Origin of the sequence: Paenibacillus sp. VTT E-133291 (assembly GCF_002264395.1) — a bacterium.
Taxonomy (GTDB): domain Bacteria; phylum Bacillota; class Bacilli; order Paenibacillales; family Paenibacillaceae; genus Paenibacillus_AQ; species Paenibacillus_AQ nitricinens.
In genome coordinates this window covers 38,325-54,658 of sequence record NZ_NFVA01000032.1, presented here as the reverse complement: position 1 = coordinate 54,658, position 16,334 = coordinate 38,325, and the positions used below count along the sequence as shown (strand labels likewise).

Here is a 16,334-nt window from a genome sequence, read left to right as displayed (position 1 = left end):
TACACTCCCTCTATCCACTTTCGTTTGTTCGATATGTATCTCATTGCCACCATTATTGCGTCTTTGCCGGGAATACGTCAATGCTCACTAAAGGAATCACCTGAATAACCGCTTGCCTCAAATCGACATTAAAATCTACGAGATGTCAAAAGATAATAAAGTTCTAGACTGGCAGTCTCATCAGATCTATGGACACGCTGTCCCAGAACCCGCTTCAGCTTGAAGATGGAAACGGGATATCGTTTACATGATCGCCTGTACGAATAAAGAAAGCTGCTATGCCGAATACAAAAAAAAGAAGTCGACCATTTCGTTGGTCGACCTCTAATTTTTCTATTGCGCGGTCAAAATTTGTGGACCTTCAGCCGTGATGGCGATCGTATGCTCGTATTGGGCGGCGAGCTTGTTGTCCATCGTCCGTGCGGTCCAGCCGTCCGGATCGATGGTCATGAAGTAGGTACCTTCGGTGATCATGGGCTCAATCGTGAACACCATACCTTCCTTGATACGGGGGCCTTTTCCAGGCTTGCCGACATGCATATAAGTCGGCTCCTCGTGCAGGTCGCGGCCGATGCCATGAGCGAGAAGGTCGCGCACGACGCCGAAACCGTGTGATTCCGCATGCCGCTGAATCGCGCTCGTCACATCGCCGAGTCGATTGCCGGGCTGAGCCTGCCCGATGCCCAGGTCAAGACATTCCTTCGTGACACGCATCAGCTTCTCGGCCGTCGGCGAGATCTGCCCGACCGCATAACTCCAGGCCGAATCGCCGAGCCAGCCATCGAGCTCAGCGACCGTGTCGATCGTCACGATATCGCCTTCCTCAAGTGGCTTATTGCTAGGGAAGCCATGCGCGATTACATCGTTGGCGGAGGCACAGGTTGCATATTGATAGCCCCTATAGCCTTTCTGGTATGGCTTTGCGCCGTGCTTCAACATAATGTCCTCGAATATGCGCTCAATATCGTTTGTGGTAATACCCGGTTTGATAAGCGGGGCGATGGTACGATGACATTCAGCCACCACTTGGCATGCCTTGCGGATAGCCTCAATTTCATGCTTGCTTTTTAAAATGACCATGTTCGTATCAGGACCCCTTCGTAATAGCTTGAATAGCGAGCCGGGCGACTCGATCAACGTTCAGATCGGAATTGCCCGCATAGTAGTGCAGCCCACAGCAACCGACCAGCACGGCAAGCATATGGTCGACGCTGTCGTCTTCGCACTGGGCGATCGATTGGAGTGGAACGTACAGGCGTTCCATAAATTTTCTTTTGGCGTGGTGTCGATCCCTTTCAGGCAAGCCTACATAATGTTCCGCCGCCATTTTGTAGACGAGATATGCGCGGGCGTCCGACTGCCACAGCTGGAGCAGCGCTTTACAATACATCAACAGCGGCCAATCATCCGGTGGGCTACCGCTGATGTTCGCCCATTTTGCGATAACTTGCTCACATCGCTCAAAGCCGCTTTCTAACACATCTTCTATTAATAAAAGCTTGTTGGGGTAATAATGGTATACTGTGCCGTACCCAAGTCCGGCTTCGCGGGCGACGTCGCGAATATCAAAGCTGCCGCCCGTGCGAAAGTAGGAGCGTGCGGCGACGTCCAGGATCTGTTCTCTACGCTGTATGCGTATGAGCTCATTTTGTTCTTTGGTACGGGGGCACATAGCGTGTAACCTCCTTATTTAGACCTGCAAATTTGTCAATATAAAAATAGTACCGCATGGGCTGGAGAAATGCAAAAGATTTGTTGATGTAATTATACTCACCGAAACACGAAGTGATCTCTTTTGTTAAAAAACTGCTTTTGGTTTAAAATGAGAACTGTAATCAATTTTGCTGCAACGGAGGAATTCACTATGATTTTTATTGATAACACAGGGATTACTGACGCTTCCATCAATTTGGCGATTGAGGAATATGCGCTGAAACACTTGCCGATGGACGAGAGTTACCTGCTTTTTTATATTAACAGCCCATCTATCATCATCGGTAAACATCAAAATACGATTGAAGAAATCAATCAGGAATATGTTAAAGAGAATGATATTAAGGTTGTGCGGCGTTTGTCTGGCGGTGGAGCGGTCTATCACGATCTCGGAAATCTTAACTTCAGCTTCATTACTAAGGACGACGGCCAATCCTTCCATAATTTCCTGAAATTCACCCAGCCGGTGATCGACTACTTACAAAGCATGGGTGTTAACGCTGAGCTTAGCGGACGAAATGATCTTCAAGTCGGTGAACAAAAAATTTCCGGCAACGCTCAATTCTCCACACGTGGACGCATGTTCAGCCATGGCACACTGATGTTTGATCTCAATTTGGACAATGTACAAGCCTCGCTAAAAGTAAATCCAGAGAAGTTCAAATCGAAGAGCACCAAATCCGTACGTAGTCGCGTAGCCAACATCAAAGAGCTGCTAGGTACAGACATGACCATTGAAGAGTTCCGCTCCGGTCTCCTGCGTTCGATCTTTGGCATGGAGCCATCCGAGGTCCCTCAGTATAAGCTTCAGGAAGCAGACTGGGACAAAATCCACGAAATCTCCAAAGAGCACTACCAGAACTGGGATTGGAACTACGGTCTATCGCCAAAAAGCAATGTCAAACACACACGCAAATTCCCTGCCGGAATTATTGATATTCGTATGGATATTGAGGATTCCCTCATTAAGGACATCAAAATCTATGGTGACTTCTTTGGGGTTGGTGACGTAGTAGATGTTGAAAATGCACTTCGGGGCAAACGTTATAATGAAGCAGAGGTTAGAGAAGCATTAGCTGATCTGGATTTGAAGCATTATTTCGGACGTATTGAGCCGGAGGACTTTATCGGACTGGTTTTCCTAGAAGAATAGCTATACAAAAATAAAGGGGCCTGCTTATCCTATGCGCAATTTGCGTAAAGAATAGACAAGCCCCTCTTTCATATTCATTTTAGTTCAAGGAGAAAGTATAAATACATAGACAACGAACGCTAGAGTCAGCATGATGCAGATGTTCTCTACGGCTCCACCTTTTTTCGTGCCTGTACTCATTAGCTTTAGACGCAGCTTAAAGGGTACTGGCGGCAATGGTGTAATTCCTCTTTGAGTAAGGGAGTCTGCCAGTAGATGAAGTGCGTACGACATACCGCCAGCTATCCACAGACTGCCACCATCATTTATACCCGCTGAGGCAAAATACAATAAGGCGCTCCAGCCCGCAACTCCATACAAGGTATGTGTCAGTCCACGATGAGGAACAAGCGATGAGACTACAAGCACGCACGCTGCAATGTAGTTCCATGGATCATAGGCTTCCCCGAAGGCAAAGAGTGCTATGGCAATCAAGATCATGACCAAATGGCGCAGCTTTCGACTGGGAAGGAAAGATACACTTCCAACTAGCAGTGCAAGCACAATATTCCAAGGACGTTCCACGATTCCGGCAAAATAGAGGTAGATCGCCGCGCCTATCAAAGCAATTTGCAGCACTCTTAATAGAAACTCTGGAATCGCTTTGCGCACGAGCAGCGAATTCGGTTCGTCAATATCAGGCAACAAAGAGCTCAATGCTGCGACCGCAATCACTGGAATTGTAATCTCATGTGCCATCAAACTCATTACAGATAGGGTAACCCCAGTGCTGATTATTAAATGGGATCTGCCCATCATGGTGAAACCGCTCCTTTCTAAGATGCGAAAAACAAGAACAAATGTGCGGTTATCGAAGTATATCAAGACCCTGTTTTTTTGTCTAGCCTTATCCCTTAAATCCCTTTAAATATAAGCCTTTGAGCGATTCCTATCTTGTCCTCCCCATGATTATACGATACAATTTGGACAACTTGACCTTGTCGTTCTTACAAGGACGGCATTTGCCGAAGAGAGGATGACCTAAGAAGTGAAGCGTTCCCGTATGGCCGATTTCAGCCTGCTACTTGTGGCGATGATGTGGGGATGCACCTTTCTGATTGTTCAAAATGCTGTCAAAGTGCTCCCTCCACTCGCGTTTAACAGCATCCGCTTTACAGGTGCTGCCCTGTTGCTGGCTCTAATCACTTTTATTTTTTACCGCAAGGAGTGGAAACAGCTAAGTTTCCGCATGGTACGCGATTCTCTGCTGCTAGGCCTTTTTTTGTTTATGGGCTATGGCTTCCAGACCATGGGACTTCTATATACAACCACCTCCAATACCGGGTTTATTACCGGTCTGTCGGTCGTATTGGTTCCGTTTCTCTCTCTGGCGCTACTAAAGCATGCCATTTCACGTTACACTTGGTTCAGCGCGGCGCTTGCCGCAATAGGTCTTTATCTGCTGACCTTCACCGGTTCTGCTTTGTCCCTGAATAAAGGCGATGCTTTGATCCTGCTCTGCGCCATAGCTTTTGCGCTACAAGTCGCATACACTGGCGTTTATGCACCTCATTATCCGGCGTTGCCGCTGGCAACCTTGCAGCTCGCCTTCGTTGGACTGTTCAGCATAGTCGCTTCGCTTATCTTTGAAGGAGCTTCACCGCTTGCCCACAGCGCAGAGCTTATCAAGGACCCGGACGTTCTCTGGGCACTTTTAATCTCTATTGGTCCTACCAGCGCTTTTGCCTTCTGGATTCAAACCGCCTGCCAGAAGTACACTACGCCTTCCCGGGTAGCCATTATTTATGCCACAGAACCTGTATTCGCTGTTCTGACAGGCTTAGCCTTTGGCGGCGAAACGCTTGGGTTGTCCGCTCTGCTCGGTTGTGGTTGTATTCTGGGAGCTATGCTTATGGCAGAGCTGAGTCCGGAACCGGGTCAGAATCAACATAAGAAGAATTATTTTTCCAAATTACATTTATTTAGAAAGAGATAAGGAGAGAGACAAATGTACAAATTGATCGCGATTGATATTGATGACACTCTAATTAACGATGACAAGGAAGTAACACCCGCTACACAGACTGCGCTTGAAGAGGCTGTAGCCGCTGGCGTTGTTGTAACCCTTGCTACAGGCCGAGCTTATGCTTCTGCGCAAGCCATTGCACGTCAAACTGGACTTAACGTGCCAATCATCACTTACCAAGGCGCACTCGTTAAGAACTTGCTCGATGAAAAGGTACTATATGAGCGTTACGTGCCACAAGATGCGGTACACAAGCTGTTCACTTACTGCGTGGAGCATAATCTGCATTTGCAAACTTACATTGACGACAAGCTGTATGCCCGTGAAGACAACCAGAAGATCAAAGATTATACAGACCTGAACAAAACGCCATATTATATTGAACCAGATTGGGAAAAACTTGTCCCACAAAAAACACCAAAAATGCTGATTATCGACGATCCTGCATTTTTGGATGAGCTGGCTCCAATTCTACGTGAATTGCTCGGCGATTCCGTGCATATTACCAAATCCAAACCACAATTCCTAGAAATCATGCATCATGAAGGAACCAAGGGAATTGCGCTTGAATTCCTAGCCAATCATTTTGGTTGTGATCTCTCCGAGACTATGGCTATGGGTGACTCTTGGAACGACCATGAGATGCTTGAGGCTGCTGGTCTTGGCGTTGCTATGGCGAACGCTATTCCTGCGCTGAAAGAAATTGCTGATTTCATAACCCTAAGCAACAATGAAGATGGCGTAAAATACGCGATTGATAAATTCATACTCAATAAAGTGAATTAAATCGGCTGAACTTAATAGTTTTATATACGTTAAACTTAAGATTTTTCTATTCAGGTAAGTGCGAGACTGCGGGGAATGTTTGGACTTCCGGCCACTGTTGTCACCAGATTTCCCCTCCTTCACTTTTCCCTTTTTAGAATATTTTAAAGTTCAACTTATATAGAGTTAATGTTCAATCTATATAAATTCACTTTCTTAAGCAAAAGGGTGTTGCTACGCCATATTTTATGACGTGCAACACCCTTTTGTTATTTCAGCAAGCTCGGTACTCCTGTAGATGCAAACTCCAATGACTCTTGCTCACCCTCCCCAGCCTCTTCCTCTTCCAGCTGAGAATAGTACAAATCATGATATCTTCCTTCTGCCGCAAGTAGCTCCTGGTGGGTACCACTCTCTACAATTTCACTGTTCTCCATCACTAGAATGACATCAGCGTTCTGAATCGTTGATAGACGGTGAGCGATAACGAGTGTGGTTTTGTCTCCTATTAATTTACGAATCGCTTGCTGCACCAGCTTCTCCGATTCATTATCAAGCGCAGCAGTAGCTTCATCCAGCAACAAAATTGGAGAGTTCCTAAGAATCGCTCTCGCAATCGATAGTCGCTGGCGTTGTCCACCGGACAGGCGCGAGCCTTCCTCACCAATATCTGTATCGAGACCCTCCGGTAACTCCATTACAAAATCATAAGCGTTCGCTTGCCGCAAAGCTTCCAGAATTTCATGCTCATCTGCATCTGGATTTCCATTTCGGATATTATCACGGATACTTCCTGTATAAAGCCCTGACTCTTGCGGCACATAAGAGAAGTGGCTCCTAAGTTTAGCTAAACTCATCTCGCTTGTCTTCTCATTATTTATAAATACATCACCCTCATCAGATTCATACAACCCAAGGAGTACCTTAAAAAGCGTAGATTTCCCTCCACCGCTCGGTCCCACAATTGCCATTTGAGCCCCTTTTTGAAGCTCTAAGCTGATTTTGTACAAACTACGTCTCTCCGCTCCCGGATAAGAGAAGGATACCGAGGACATGACCATACGCTCAAATTCAGGCTGCTTCGTAGCTGCTTCGGGTAAAGCCTCCACTTCTACAGGGCTATCCAACACTTCAAAGATCCGTCCCGCCGCCCCAAGTGATTGCTGCATCGAATTGATCAGTCCTGGCAATGCCGAGAACGGCATCACTAAATAATTCATGAGCTGGATGAAAGCAATCATCGCACCGACCTCAAGGGATCCTTTTGCCACAAAATAACCAGCCACGACCAGCGCCAGAAGAAACGTAAAGTTTCCCAGAAAAGAGGAGAATGAGCCAGTAGCTCCTTCAATTCTTCCCCGTTTTAATTCTTCGGAAGTGATATTCTCACTATGTTCCTGATATTGCTTCATTAGTCTGCGTTCAATGTTAAAGGATTTAAACACCATACTACTGCCTAGAATGTCATGCAAAAAGGAAGTAATCTTGCTCATATTAGTCTGAATCTTCACACTGTTCTCACGCATCGCTGAACCAAAAATTTTTCCCGTAAGGAACATCAAAGGCCCCATTGCAAAACAGATCAATGCCAGTAGCCAGTTAATATAGAGCAAATAACCAAAAGCCGCGAGAGCAAGCAAAGGGTTACGGATTAAATCAATCATTACCTCGCCGGTAGCATTACCCACAGATTGATTATCATTAGTAAAGCGGGACAACAAATCTCCGGAGTGATTACGGTCAAAATAAGACTGAGGAAGAGCTAAAGCATGTCGCATCATATCTAGCCGCAGTTCATTTCTGATCTTAGCTGAAATTTTATTTTTGAGATATCGATCGATGTAACCGTTGATTGCACTCACTAATAAGTAGATTAATCCGAATATAACCAGACCCTTAAAAGCTTTCACATCAAGTCTAACCGCCGCATCCGTAATTACTGATAGCAGCCAAGCAATCGTTAAATCCAGAACAATACCAAATAAAGTCGTAAATAATAAAACCGTATATAAGAGCTTGTGCCTTAACATGTATGTACTTAATCTTGAGAAAACACCTTTCTGCTTCAAACTACCAACCCTCTCCCAAAATCCGCATATATAACTGATTACACTTTAAAAAATCCAGTCTGGCCTTTTCAGCTATAGCCACATTCATACTGGCTCCATCCCCCCACAAAGGGGCGCGAATAAGCAGACGCTCGGGTTCAAAGCTCTCTGAAAATTCAATCAGAATCGGATCAACAGGATTATTCATCAGGTATTTCCCTTCCTATCGTTGTTAATTATTCTATATTTGTAAATATAAGACTGTTATCTTTTCTGATTATAAAGCATATACCTATTTCTGAATACAGAATGAAATAGAAATCACAAAAGGGATATCCACAGGCTGGATTTGCCCGAATGATGTCCCCGTTATATCATAGAAAAATCACAGCTGAAGCCATATCGTAGAGGTTTCTAGTCAAATCGCATATATATTGTTGCTGTCTTTTTCATGTATACTAGAACCAGTTTGATTATCTTAACAAAAATAGAGGAGTAACTTCACAACATGATCAAAAGACTTACTGCACTATTTTCAATTCCCTCTTACGCCTTACTCTTTTTATGTATGTTACTGCAGGGAATGGGGATTTCACTCAGCGCACCCTTCTTATCCATTTATTTCACAAAACAGCTTGGCGTATCTGTCGGATTGTTTGGTATTTTTCTAGCCACCACGTTAATTGCCGGAATATGGATCAGTACGCTAATCGGGAGACGCTCGGACCTTGGTTTGAATCGAAAGCACATTTACCTTGTTGCCACGCTCTGTAATGCGCTGGCTTATAGCGGGTACTTGCTCATTCAGGATTTCACGATCTTGTTCATCTACATGATTGTGTTCACCGCCCTCGGTGCACCAGGGATGCCTCAATTGTTCGCCATTGCTAGAGAAGCAGTGAATAAGAGCAATTTTACAGATACTGCGTTTGCTAATTCTACCTTGCGTTCTGCTTTCTCTCTCGGCTTTATTACAGGTCCTTTAATCGGCACCCTGCTAATCGCTGCTGTTGGGTTTAAGGGGATTTTCACGGGTACGATCGGAGTATTCCTACTTGTTGCCTTACTCGTTTTCTTATTTCTCAAATCAAATACAGCGCTGAGCAGCAACAAGGCTGAAGTAAAAGTGAAAAGTTTCCGGCTCAGTCAGAACCGCAATATTCTGTTGCCTTTTCTGATTCTGATACTCATGTATGTAGCTCACTGGACGAGCAGCATCAATACTGCTCTCTTTATTACAAACAATCTGGGGGGAACGACAAGCGATGTCGGTCTAGTCAGCAGTATATGTGCTGCGCTGGAAATTCCATTTATGATTATGCTCGGTCTACTCAGTGCGAAGTACAGTAACCGAGCCTTGATGATGTGCGGGGCCATTTTAGGAGGAGCATATTATCTCGTTGTCATTTTCTCAGGATCGATGTGGCAGATGCTTGCAGCCCAAGTTCTACTCGCCGTTTTCGTAGCTGTTATTTCAGCGATTGGCATTAGCTACATCCAGGATCTGCTGCCAACCATGCCTGGGTATGCATCCACGCTTTACTCTAATTCATCCACAATTGGCAGACTGATTGGTAGTCTTGTTGGCGGGGGATTAGCCAGTATTGTTGGTTACCGGTATTCATTTGTACTCTGTTTTATACTCATCAGTATTTCCTTAATCATGCTTGCAGTAAGCGGACGTCACCCTTTAAATGAACCAGAACAATTAACTGTTTAATCCGTTTATTTCTACTTGCCCATTCTCTTCTAAAGTGAAGAGAATGGGCTTTTGTTTATTGGAATTCTCATACCTGTCTGGGCTAGAGTAACGTTCTCCGGTAAAATATATGCTTCTCTCATATCTACATCATGCGACATATGGGTGTAAACTGCCTTTTTAGGCTTCACGATTTGCAGCAGCTCCGCTGCCTCGGTCATGTCGTACACAGAGCGAGTGGATAGCTCCGCCGCTTCGTAATAGAAGCTTGTACCTAGAACCAGCAAGTCGGCACCATGCATCAGGCGTGTCTCCTCAGCCCCTAAAGAAATGGAATCAGGACAATACACCCATGTATAATCATCCTTCTCTAGCCGAAAGGCATACGAATAACCATTCTTACCATGGTTTACTTTCCAGGTATCTATCTTCCAGCCGTCCAGTTCTATTCCTTCATCACAGGGAATCATCTCGATGTGATTTCGCAGCCAAGGGTATTGCCGTTCGATAATAGGAATAACTTCTGCTGGAGTATACAGTTCACCCTTAATGCCAGTCCATCGACAAGCATCTGCCCATTCCGGTAGCCCGCCAATATGATCAAAGTGAGCATGTGTCACCAGCAGTCTTCGCATATACCGTACTCCCTGCGCCTCCATCTGACGTCGCCAGTCTGGCCCGCAATCAATCACTAGAAAGTCACTGCCATTATCTATAAGTACAGAGGAACGCAGCCTTGTATTGCTCCCATGCTCCCTTGCTTCTGTGCAGGTCTCGCAGCTGCAATATATCCGTGGAACACCCATGGCATCCCCAGTACCCAAAAATACTAACGTATCCATAATCTATCTCTCCTTCAGTTCCCATCAAGGAAGTCTTAAATTATCATATGTCTATCTTAAAGATGCTCACCAAAATATCCCACAAAGTGGAGCTTTGCTTCGATGCGTACTCAGGTACTTTGCGGGGGTCCCAAATATATACTCTCGTCAAAAAAGTCATCCCTTAAGCAGGAGCCCTGCTAGGATGACTCTATTTTTACACGTCTACCTATATTCCGGCAAGTACCTGATACCAAATCCCCCGCTTGGAATAAAGCGTGCTTCGCACCTCATCCCAGCCCCCTAAATAATTGATATCGAAGAGACCCGTTGGATCCGGGTAGCGGCTTTTGTTCTCCACATAGACCTGTTTATCTACGGGACGAAAGCCATATTTTGCAAAGATCTCTTGTGCCTGTGGGGTCACCAAGAATTCAACTAATGCTTCTGCTGCCGCGCGTGTCCCATGCTTATCCGCATACTTCTCTACGACAGCCGCTGGGTTCTCAATCAGCATTGTATTTTTAGGAATAATCACTTCATATTTAACACCCTGAGCAATCCGGGCCAGCAGTTCATTCTCATAGGTGACAATGACATCACCCACTCCATACTCGAAGGCAGCCATAGATGCACGTCCGCTCTTATCCAAAGACTCCACATTGGCATGTACACTTTCTAAAAAAGCTTTCGCTGCTGCTGGATCCTTAGTGCCCTCTTGCTCCTCTGACAGCTTCAGACCAGCCCCATAGATCGCGTTAATATCCCACTGCGCACCACCGGATGTTTTGGGATTTGGGTATAACACTTTAATCCCTGGCTTGGCTAAGTCCGCAAAATCGTGAATTCCTTTGGGGTTTCCCTCACGGGTACCAAGTGCGACTACCGAACGTGTCACCATGCCTTGTTCCCCCTGCTCTTTCCACGTTGGCGCTACAAGTCCAGCCTTAACCAGCTTCTCGACATCACCTTCCATGGCTAGCAGTGTAACATCCGCTTCGAACCCGCCTACGATTGCACGTGCCTGTGTTCCTGAAGCTTCATAGGACTGTTGAAAATGAATCTCCTGTCCAGTATCCGCCTTCCACTGCGCTGCAAATAACGGCAAAATATCTTCCATCGCATCCTTAGCCACACTGTATGCGCCAACGACTAGCGTAACATCCCCTTGCTTCGAAGGATCTGCCATCGTCGTAATCGCCTTCTCATTCCCGCAACCGACTGCTGCCAGCGTGAGTATGGCCAGCATTAGGGCAGCAAAACATCCGTGCAGTTGTCTGCTCCTTTTGAAATTCATTGCGGCCCACATCCTTCGAGATAATGATTTTAAATATTTCTTTGAAAGTAGCTCTACGGCTGAATCTGAAAATCAAGTAACTACCGCTTCCACTCCATTACTTCATACCTTCACATCAGTTCCTCTAATCCTTCCTCATCACATTCGCTACTTTTCAAAAAAATTGAAAATCATTTTATTTATTTTTATTTTAAATAAATATCGGCATCGGATCTTCTTTCAGGTTGTTCTCCTGAATCCAGCTTCGCTCATCATTAAACAGGTAAGCGCGGTGCACAAGGACTGAGATGTCCTGTCCCGGCTGCAAGGTTTCTTTCTCTAAGGAACGGTAAGTAACCAGCTTATGACCATTAACTTCAACCTCAACGAGCCATTCGCTTCCACGGAAATGCAGATGCTTTACGACGCCTTTTTCCGTAGCTGAAGCCATCTTGAACTCATGCAGGTTACCAACTTCAATATACTCAGGACGAATAAGTGCTTTGGTAGGCTTACCGTCTCCAGCGCCTTTAAAGCCTTTCACCTCAGAAGCATCTTCAATCAGTGTCGACTCCCCGATAAAAGTTGCCACGAACGGTGTTTTAGGCTCCTTATAAATATCCCAAGGTGTACCCTTTTGTTCCAACTGCCCTTGGTTGATGATCATAATCTCGTCCGCAACTTCAATCGCTTCGTCTTGGTCATGCGTTACGAAGATGGAAGTGATGCCAACACGCTCAATCAGCTCACGCAGCCAAGCGCGCAGCTCCTGCCGGATCTTCGCATCAATAGCTGCAAACGGCTCATCTAAGAGCAGTAGCTGTGGTTCAGGCGCAAGTGCACGGGCAAAGGCCACACGTTGACGTTGTCCACCAGATAGCTGATGCGGATAACGCTTCTCGAAGCCTTTTAACCCCGTAAGCTCCACCAGTTCCATAACACGGTCACGAATGGCAGTTTTGCTGGCCTTTTTAACTTTTAATCCAAAAGCAATATTATCAAAAACAGTCATATGCTTAAATAATGCGTAGTTCTGAAAGACAAAGCCGATCCCGCGCTCTTGAGGAGGAAGATTATTAACCGTCTGACCATGAAAAATAATCTCGCCATTATCCGGTGTCTCCAGCCCTGCGAGCATACGAAGAATCGAAGTTTTACCGCCACCACTCGGGCCAAGCAGTCCGATCAGATGACCTTTAGTAATGGTGAAATTGACATCCTTGACCGCATGAAAATCTCCAAAATGCTTATTTAATCCCCGCACTTCAACATGCATATTACTGCACTTCCTTTCTTCTCTTGGTCCATTCCATCAATAACAGTAGACCTGCGGAAAATGCAGCCAGAACTAGCGCTATTCCTCCAGCAGCCGTTACATTAAAATTCTCAACATCCTGATAGACTAACGTCGTCGCCGTCTGGGTTTTGTTCATAATGTTACCCGAGACCACGAGCACCGCCCCGAACTCACCTAGTGAACGAGCCACCGTAAGGATGACTCCGTACACAACCGCCCAACGAATCGAAGGCCAAGTCACCTTCCAAAAAATTGTCCAGCCACGAGCGCCCAGTGTAGAAGCAGCTTCCTCCTGCTGTGAACCAATCTCCTGAAGCACCGGCATTACCTCACGCACCATTAAAGGAAAGGTTACGAACAAGGTGGCGATGATCATTCCAGGAATGGCATAGACGATCTTCAGCCCAATCCCTTCAAAAATCGCACCCAAGGTGCTATCCGGACCCAGCAACAGAACAATCATCAGCCCGCCAATAACAGGGGACACAGCATAAGGCAAATCAACAACACTGTTAAGCAAGCCCTTTAGACGTCTATTTATCCAGTTCGCCCGGACAAGATACAGCGCCATCATAATTCCGAACAACGTATTTAATAACGTAACTACGATCACAACAAGCCCAGTCATCATAAGCGCATGCAGCGCTTCAGGCCTAGTCAGAGCATTCCAGAAACCACCAAATCCTTCACTAAAAGCACCTATAGCCATTTTCCCTAGTGGCGCAGCGATTAGCAGAAAAAACACCAAGTAAGTGAGACCGATCCACAATTTTCTCATGAGCGTCTCCCCCGCATCTGCAGCATATTAATGAGCCAAAGAATGAGAAAAGATAAGGTCAAGAGAATGACAGAAACCGCTGCTGCGGAAACTGGATTATCACTTTCAACTTCACCAAAAATAAAAACAGAAGATACGAGTGTACGACCTGGAATATTGCCTGCTACGAGGACTACAGCGCCGAATTCAGCAAGTGCCCGCGAGAAGGCGAGCATTCCACCGCTGATCATCCCAGGAGCCATAGAGGGGAGAATAACATGCCAGAAGACTCTAGTTCCCTTGGCACCCATTGTATATGCCGCTTCCTCTTCGGATGGATCAAGTTCCTCCAGCAAGGGCTGAACCGCTCGAATCACGAAAGGAAAGGTTACGAAGACCATAGCAATTACGATAGCCGGTTGATGAAAAACTATTTCAAAACCAAGCGCTTCTGCAGCCTTGCCGATAAGACTGCCAGGTCCAAGCAAGAGTAAAATCATCAAACCACCAACTGCCGTCGGCAGTGCAAATGGTAAATCCACAAGACTATTAAGCAATGCTTTACCAATGAATTGATAACGAATAAGAACCCAGGCAATCATTGTTCCTAAAAAGACATTAATTAAAGTAGCGATGATCGCCAGCTTTAAGGTTAACAGCACCGACTTCCAGGCAATCGGGTCGCTTATGCTTTCCACAAAATTACCGAAACCCAGTGAAAAAGAGTTGTAATAGACCCCAAGTATAGGCAGCACGATCAATACAACAAAATAGAGCAAAATTGTAGTTCGAAAACCCCAAGTCCAACCTTTGTGTCTAAGCAGCGAATTCAATGATTTTGCCCTCCCACCTCCGGATAACCGGTCGGTATACTAACCAACGTCTCCATTAATTATTCCTATTTATATACTTGGTTTTATAATATTACTACTTTACCAAATCCTTCTCGTTGTCGTCAATTACTTTCAAGTGAATTTGGGGTAAAATATATATAACACAGATTAGGAAAAAGTGGCACATCACAGGAAGGGGAATGATTATGCTGCATACACTGGAGATCACTACAACGAAACGGGATGAATTACGGGATATTACGCGTGAAGTCATTTCTTTTGTGAAAAAAAACGGGGTGCGTACCGGGGTGATCGTAGTTTATTGTCCACATACCACCGCAGGAATTGCAATCAATGAGAATGCAGATCCTGATGTGAGGCATGATGTTCTGATGCGTTTGGATGAAGTCTACCCTTGGGAGCATCCGAATTATCGACATGCTGAAGGCAATACTGCCTCCCACCTTAAGTCTATTACATCCGGACCTTCCCAGAGCATAATCATCCATGATGGCGAACTATTACTTGGTCGTTGGCAGGGTATTTATTTTTGTGAGTTTGATGGACCAAGACGTAGACAATGTTTCTTAAAGATTATTGAAGGATAACAATGAATGGCCGCTTCCGTTATTGCTACGGAGCGGCCATTAAAATATAACTAGAATCAAATATTACTTTGACCAAGCAGAGAAGTAGTGTTATACCAATGCACAGCTTTAAAGTGTAAACTTATAAAAAAAACAGCATGTTAAAGGCTGCGACATAAAACCTTGATATGAGCTGATGCTGCCTCTTTTACATCCTCAAACAATACTTTATCTTGGATATAATAAGATATAAATCCGTGAGCGGATAAGAACAAGGTTAGCGGAACGTTCTGCCAATCCTCGGATACATATCCCTCTTCCTTCATATGACGGCGTACAATACTTGAGAATAAATCAAAACATCGTCCCTGCTCTGCTCTACAATAAGCCAGCAGCTCTTCATCACGAATCATGAACATAATTTCATACTGATAAGGATGATCTAATCCAAACCTTATAAACTCCATAATCAGCTGCTCTACTCGAGTCATACCTTCTTCAGGTGGCTTATTCATTACTTGGCTCAGTAAAGCAGCCACATGATTAAAATCTTCGACAACAATGGCGTAGAACAACTCTGCCTTCTCTTTGAAATGATAATAGAGAGAGCCGTGGCTGTATCCCAAATGCTGACCGATGCTTCGCATTGAAATCGCTCGATACCCTTTGGTAATAAACAGATGCCTAGCGGCCTCTAGTATTCTTTCCCTCGACAACTCCTGCTCCACTGCTCTCCTTGCCATATACCTAATCCCCTTCGCTGTAGTAAATCCGCCGCCCTTCTGTTACCAAGGCTTGCCCTTGGGTTAGATCTGTTATCCATGCCATAAATGCGTCTCCCTCATCATTTCGCGGTAAACATAACAACGTTACTTTATCGGTAAATAAAGTCTCGCCGGTCTGAATACCCCTTCCCCGAAGTTCGTTCTCCACCTTGCCTAGCCAAGTGTAATCAATTTCTACGAATACCTCTCGTCTTAGCACACGGGTGATTACTTCTCCTGCTTCAAGCGCAAGCACTGCCCCATCCGTATAAGCTCTAATCAGCCCTCCGGCACCCAGCATAATGCCTCCGAAATAACGGGTAACAACAATTGCGACATTTTTAACTCCCTGGTTGCGAATTACTTCCAAAATCGGTTTGCCGGCTGTTCCACTCGGCTCCCCGTCGTCCGATTGCCTCTGGATTTCGTCTCTCTCCCCAATCACATAAGCAGAACAGTTATGCGTTGCGTCCCGATGTTTCTTCTTGATGTCTTCGATAAACAACAATGCTTCTTCTTCATTCTCAACCGGCATAACATGACCAATGAAGCGAGATTTGCGGATTACGACTTCCTTGGAACCGGAAGAGCGCACCGTTCGATATTGTTCTAACAT

Annotated in this window: 17 protein-coding genes; 5 read left to right on the top strand and 12 right to left on the bottom strand. The window is 45.4% G+C overall.

Features of this window, described 5'->3' with window-relative positions; genetic code table 11:
* Positions 1–333 precede the first annotated feature (333 nt).
* Both map and CA598_RS14745 read right to left on the bottom strand, forming a co-directional pair.
* Complete coding sequence (map, locus tag CA598_RS14750; protein WP_094870637.1) at positions 334–1,080, bottom strand: type I methionyl aminopeptidase; 747 nt, start codon at positions 1,078–1,080, stop codon at positions 334–336.
* A gap of 7 nt (positions 1,081–1,087) precedes the next feature.
* Complete coding sequence (locus tag CA598_RS14745; RefSeq protein WP_094876983.1) at positions 1,088–1,672, bottom strand: TetR/AcrR family transcriptional regulator; 585 nt, start codon at positions 1,670–1,672, stop codon at positions 1,088–1,090.
* A gap of 192 nt (positions 1,673–1,864) precedes the next feature.
* Here CA598_RS14745 and lplA point away from each other — a divergent pair, with 192 nt between their 5' ends.
* Complete coding sequence (gene lplA, locus CA598_RS14740) at positions 1,865–2,866, top strand: lipoate--protein ligase (protein WP_042185606.1); 1,002 nt, start codon at positions 1,865–1,867, stop codon at positions 2,864–2,866.
* A gap of 84 nt (positions 2,867–2,950) precedes the next feature.
* Here lplA and CA598_RS14735 read toward each other — a convergent pair whose 3' ends face one another.
* A complete protein-coding gene (locus tag CA598_RS14735) occupies positions 2,951–3,664 on the bottom strand; it encodes a metal-dependent hydrolase (protein WP_094870640.1) in 714 nt (237 codons plus the stop codon).
* 229 nt (positions 3,665–3,893) lie between these two features.
* Here CA598_RS14735 and CA598_RS14730 point away from each other — a divergent pair, with 229 nt between their 5' ends.
* Together CA598_RS14730 and CA598_RS14725 are read left to right on the top strand one after the other, a co-directional pair.
* Positions 3,894–4,841, top strand: coding sequence for a DMT family transporter (locus tag CA598_RS14730; protein ID WP_094876982.1), 948 nt, complete (start codon positions 3,894–3,896; stop codon positions 4,839–4,841).
* A gap of 12 nt (positions 4,842–4,853) precedes the next feature.
* The gene (locus CA598_RS14725; RefSeq protein WP_060624902.1) at positions 4,854–5,657 is read left to right on the top strand and encodes a Cof-type HAD-IIB family hydrolase; all 804 of its coding nucleotides are present in this window, start codon (positions 4,854–4,856) and stop codon (positions 5,655–5,657) included.
* Positions 5,658–5,905: 248 nt separating this feature from the next.
* Here CA598_RS14725 and CA598_RS14720 read toward each other — a convergent pair whose 3' ends face one another.
* Together CA598_RS14720 and CA598_RS33340 are read right to left on the bottom strand one after the other, a co-directional pair.
* Complete coding sequence (locus CA598_RS14720) at positions 5,906–7,705, bottom strand: ABC transporter ATP-binding protein (protein WP_094876981.1); 1,800 nt, start codon at positions 7,703–7,705, stop codon at positions 5,906–5,908.
* A 1-nt stretch (position 7,706) separates the two neighbouring features.
* A complete protein-coding gene (locus CA598_RS33340) occupies positions 7,707–7,892 on the bottom strand; it encodes a hypothetical protein (protein ID WP_179283671.1) in 186 nt (61 codons plus the stop codon).
* A 300-nt stretch (positions 7,893–8,192) separates the two neighbouring features.
* Here CA598_RS33340 and CA598_RS14710 point away from each other — a divergent pair, with 300 nt between their 5' ends.
* On the top strand, positions 8,193–9,404 hold the full coding sequence (locus CA598_RS14710) for a sugar efflux transporter (RefSeq protein ID WP_094876980.1): 1,212 nt from the start codon (positions 8,193–8,195) through the stop codon (positions 9,402–9,404).
* A 29-nt stretch (positions 9,405–9,433) separates the two neighbouring features.
* On the opposite strand, the gene CA598_RS14705 is transcribed toward CA598_RS14710, so the two are convergent.
* From CA598_RS14705 to cysT, 5 genes are all read right to left on the bottom strand, one after another.
* On the bottom strand, positions 9,434–10,225 hold the full coding sequence (locus tag CA598_RS14705; protein WP_094870644.1) for an MBL fold metallo-hydrolase: 792 nt from the start codon (positions 10,223–10,225) through the stop codon (positions 9,434–9,436).
* A gap of 208 nt (positions 10,226–10,433) precedes the next feature.
* Entirely contained in the window at positions 10,434–11,501 is a 1,068-nt protein-coding gene (locus CA598_RS14700) for a sulfate ABC transporter substrate-binding protein (RefSeq protein WP_094876979.1), read from the bottom strand.
* Between the two features lie 190 nt (positions 11,502–11,691).
* On the bottom strand, positions 11,692–12,756 hold the full coding sequence (locus tag CA598_RS14695) for a sulfate/molybdate ABC transporter ATP-binding protein (RefSeq protein WP_042124940.1): 1,065 nt from the start codon (positions 12,754–12,756) through the stop codon (positions 11,692–11,694).
* Position 12,757: 1 nt separating this feature from the next.
* Positions 12,758–13,555: a sulfate ABC transporter permease subunit gene (locus CA598_RS14690; RefSeq protein ID WP_094876978.1), complete on the bottom strand. Its 798-nt coding sequence runs from the start codon at positions 13,553–13,555 to the stop codon at positions 12,758–12,760.
* Entirely contained in the window at positions 13,552–14,367 is an 816-nt protein-coding gene (gene cysT, locus CA598_RS14685) for a sulfate ABC transporter permease subunit CysT (RefSeq protein ID WP_042185592.1), read from the bottom strand. Before cysT ends, CA598_RS14690 begins: the two co-directional genes overlap by 4 nt.
* 206 nt (positions 14,368–14,573) lie before the next feature.
* Here cysT and CA598_RS14680 point away from each other — a divergent pair, with 206 nt between their 5' ends.
* Entirely contained in the window at positions 14,574–14,975 is a 402-nt protein-coding gene (locus CA598_RS14680; protein ID WP_094876977.1) for a secondary thiamine-phosphate synthase enzyme YjbQ, read from the top strand.
* A 140-nt stretch (positions 14,976–15,115) separates the two neighbouring features.
* Here the strand turns inward: CA598_RS14680 and CA598_RS14675 are convergent, their stop codons facing one another.
* Both CA598_RS14675 and CA598_RS14670 read right to left on the bottom strand, forming a co-directional pair.
* Entirely contained in the window at positions 15,116–15,697 is a 582-nt protein-coding gene (locus tag CA598_RS14675; protein ID WP_094870647.1) for a TetR/AcrR family transcriptional regulator, read from the bottom strand.
* Positions 15,698–15,701: 4 nt separating this feature from the next.
* Positions 15,702–16,334 carry a YigZ family protein gene (locus CA598_RS14670; protein WP_076284084.1) on the bottom strand — a complete coding sequence of 211 codons (633 nt, stop codon included), beginning with the start codon at positions 16,332–16,334 and terminating at the stop codon, positions 15,702–15,704.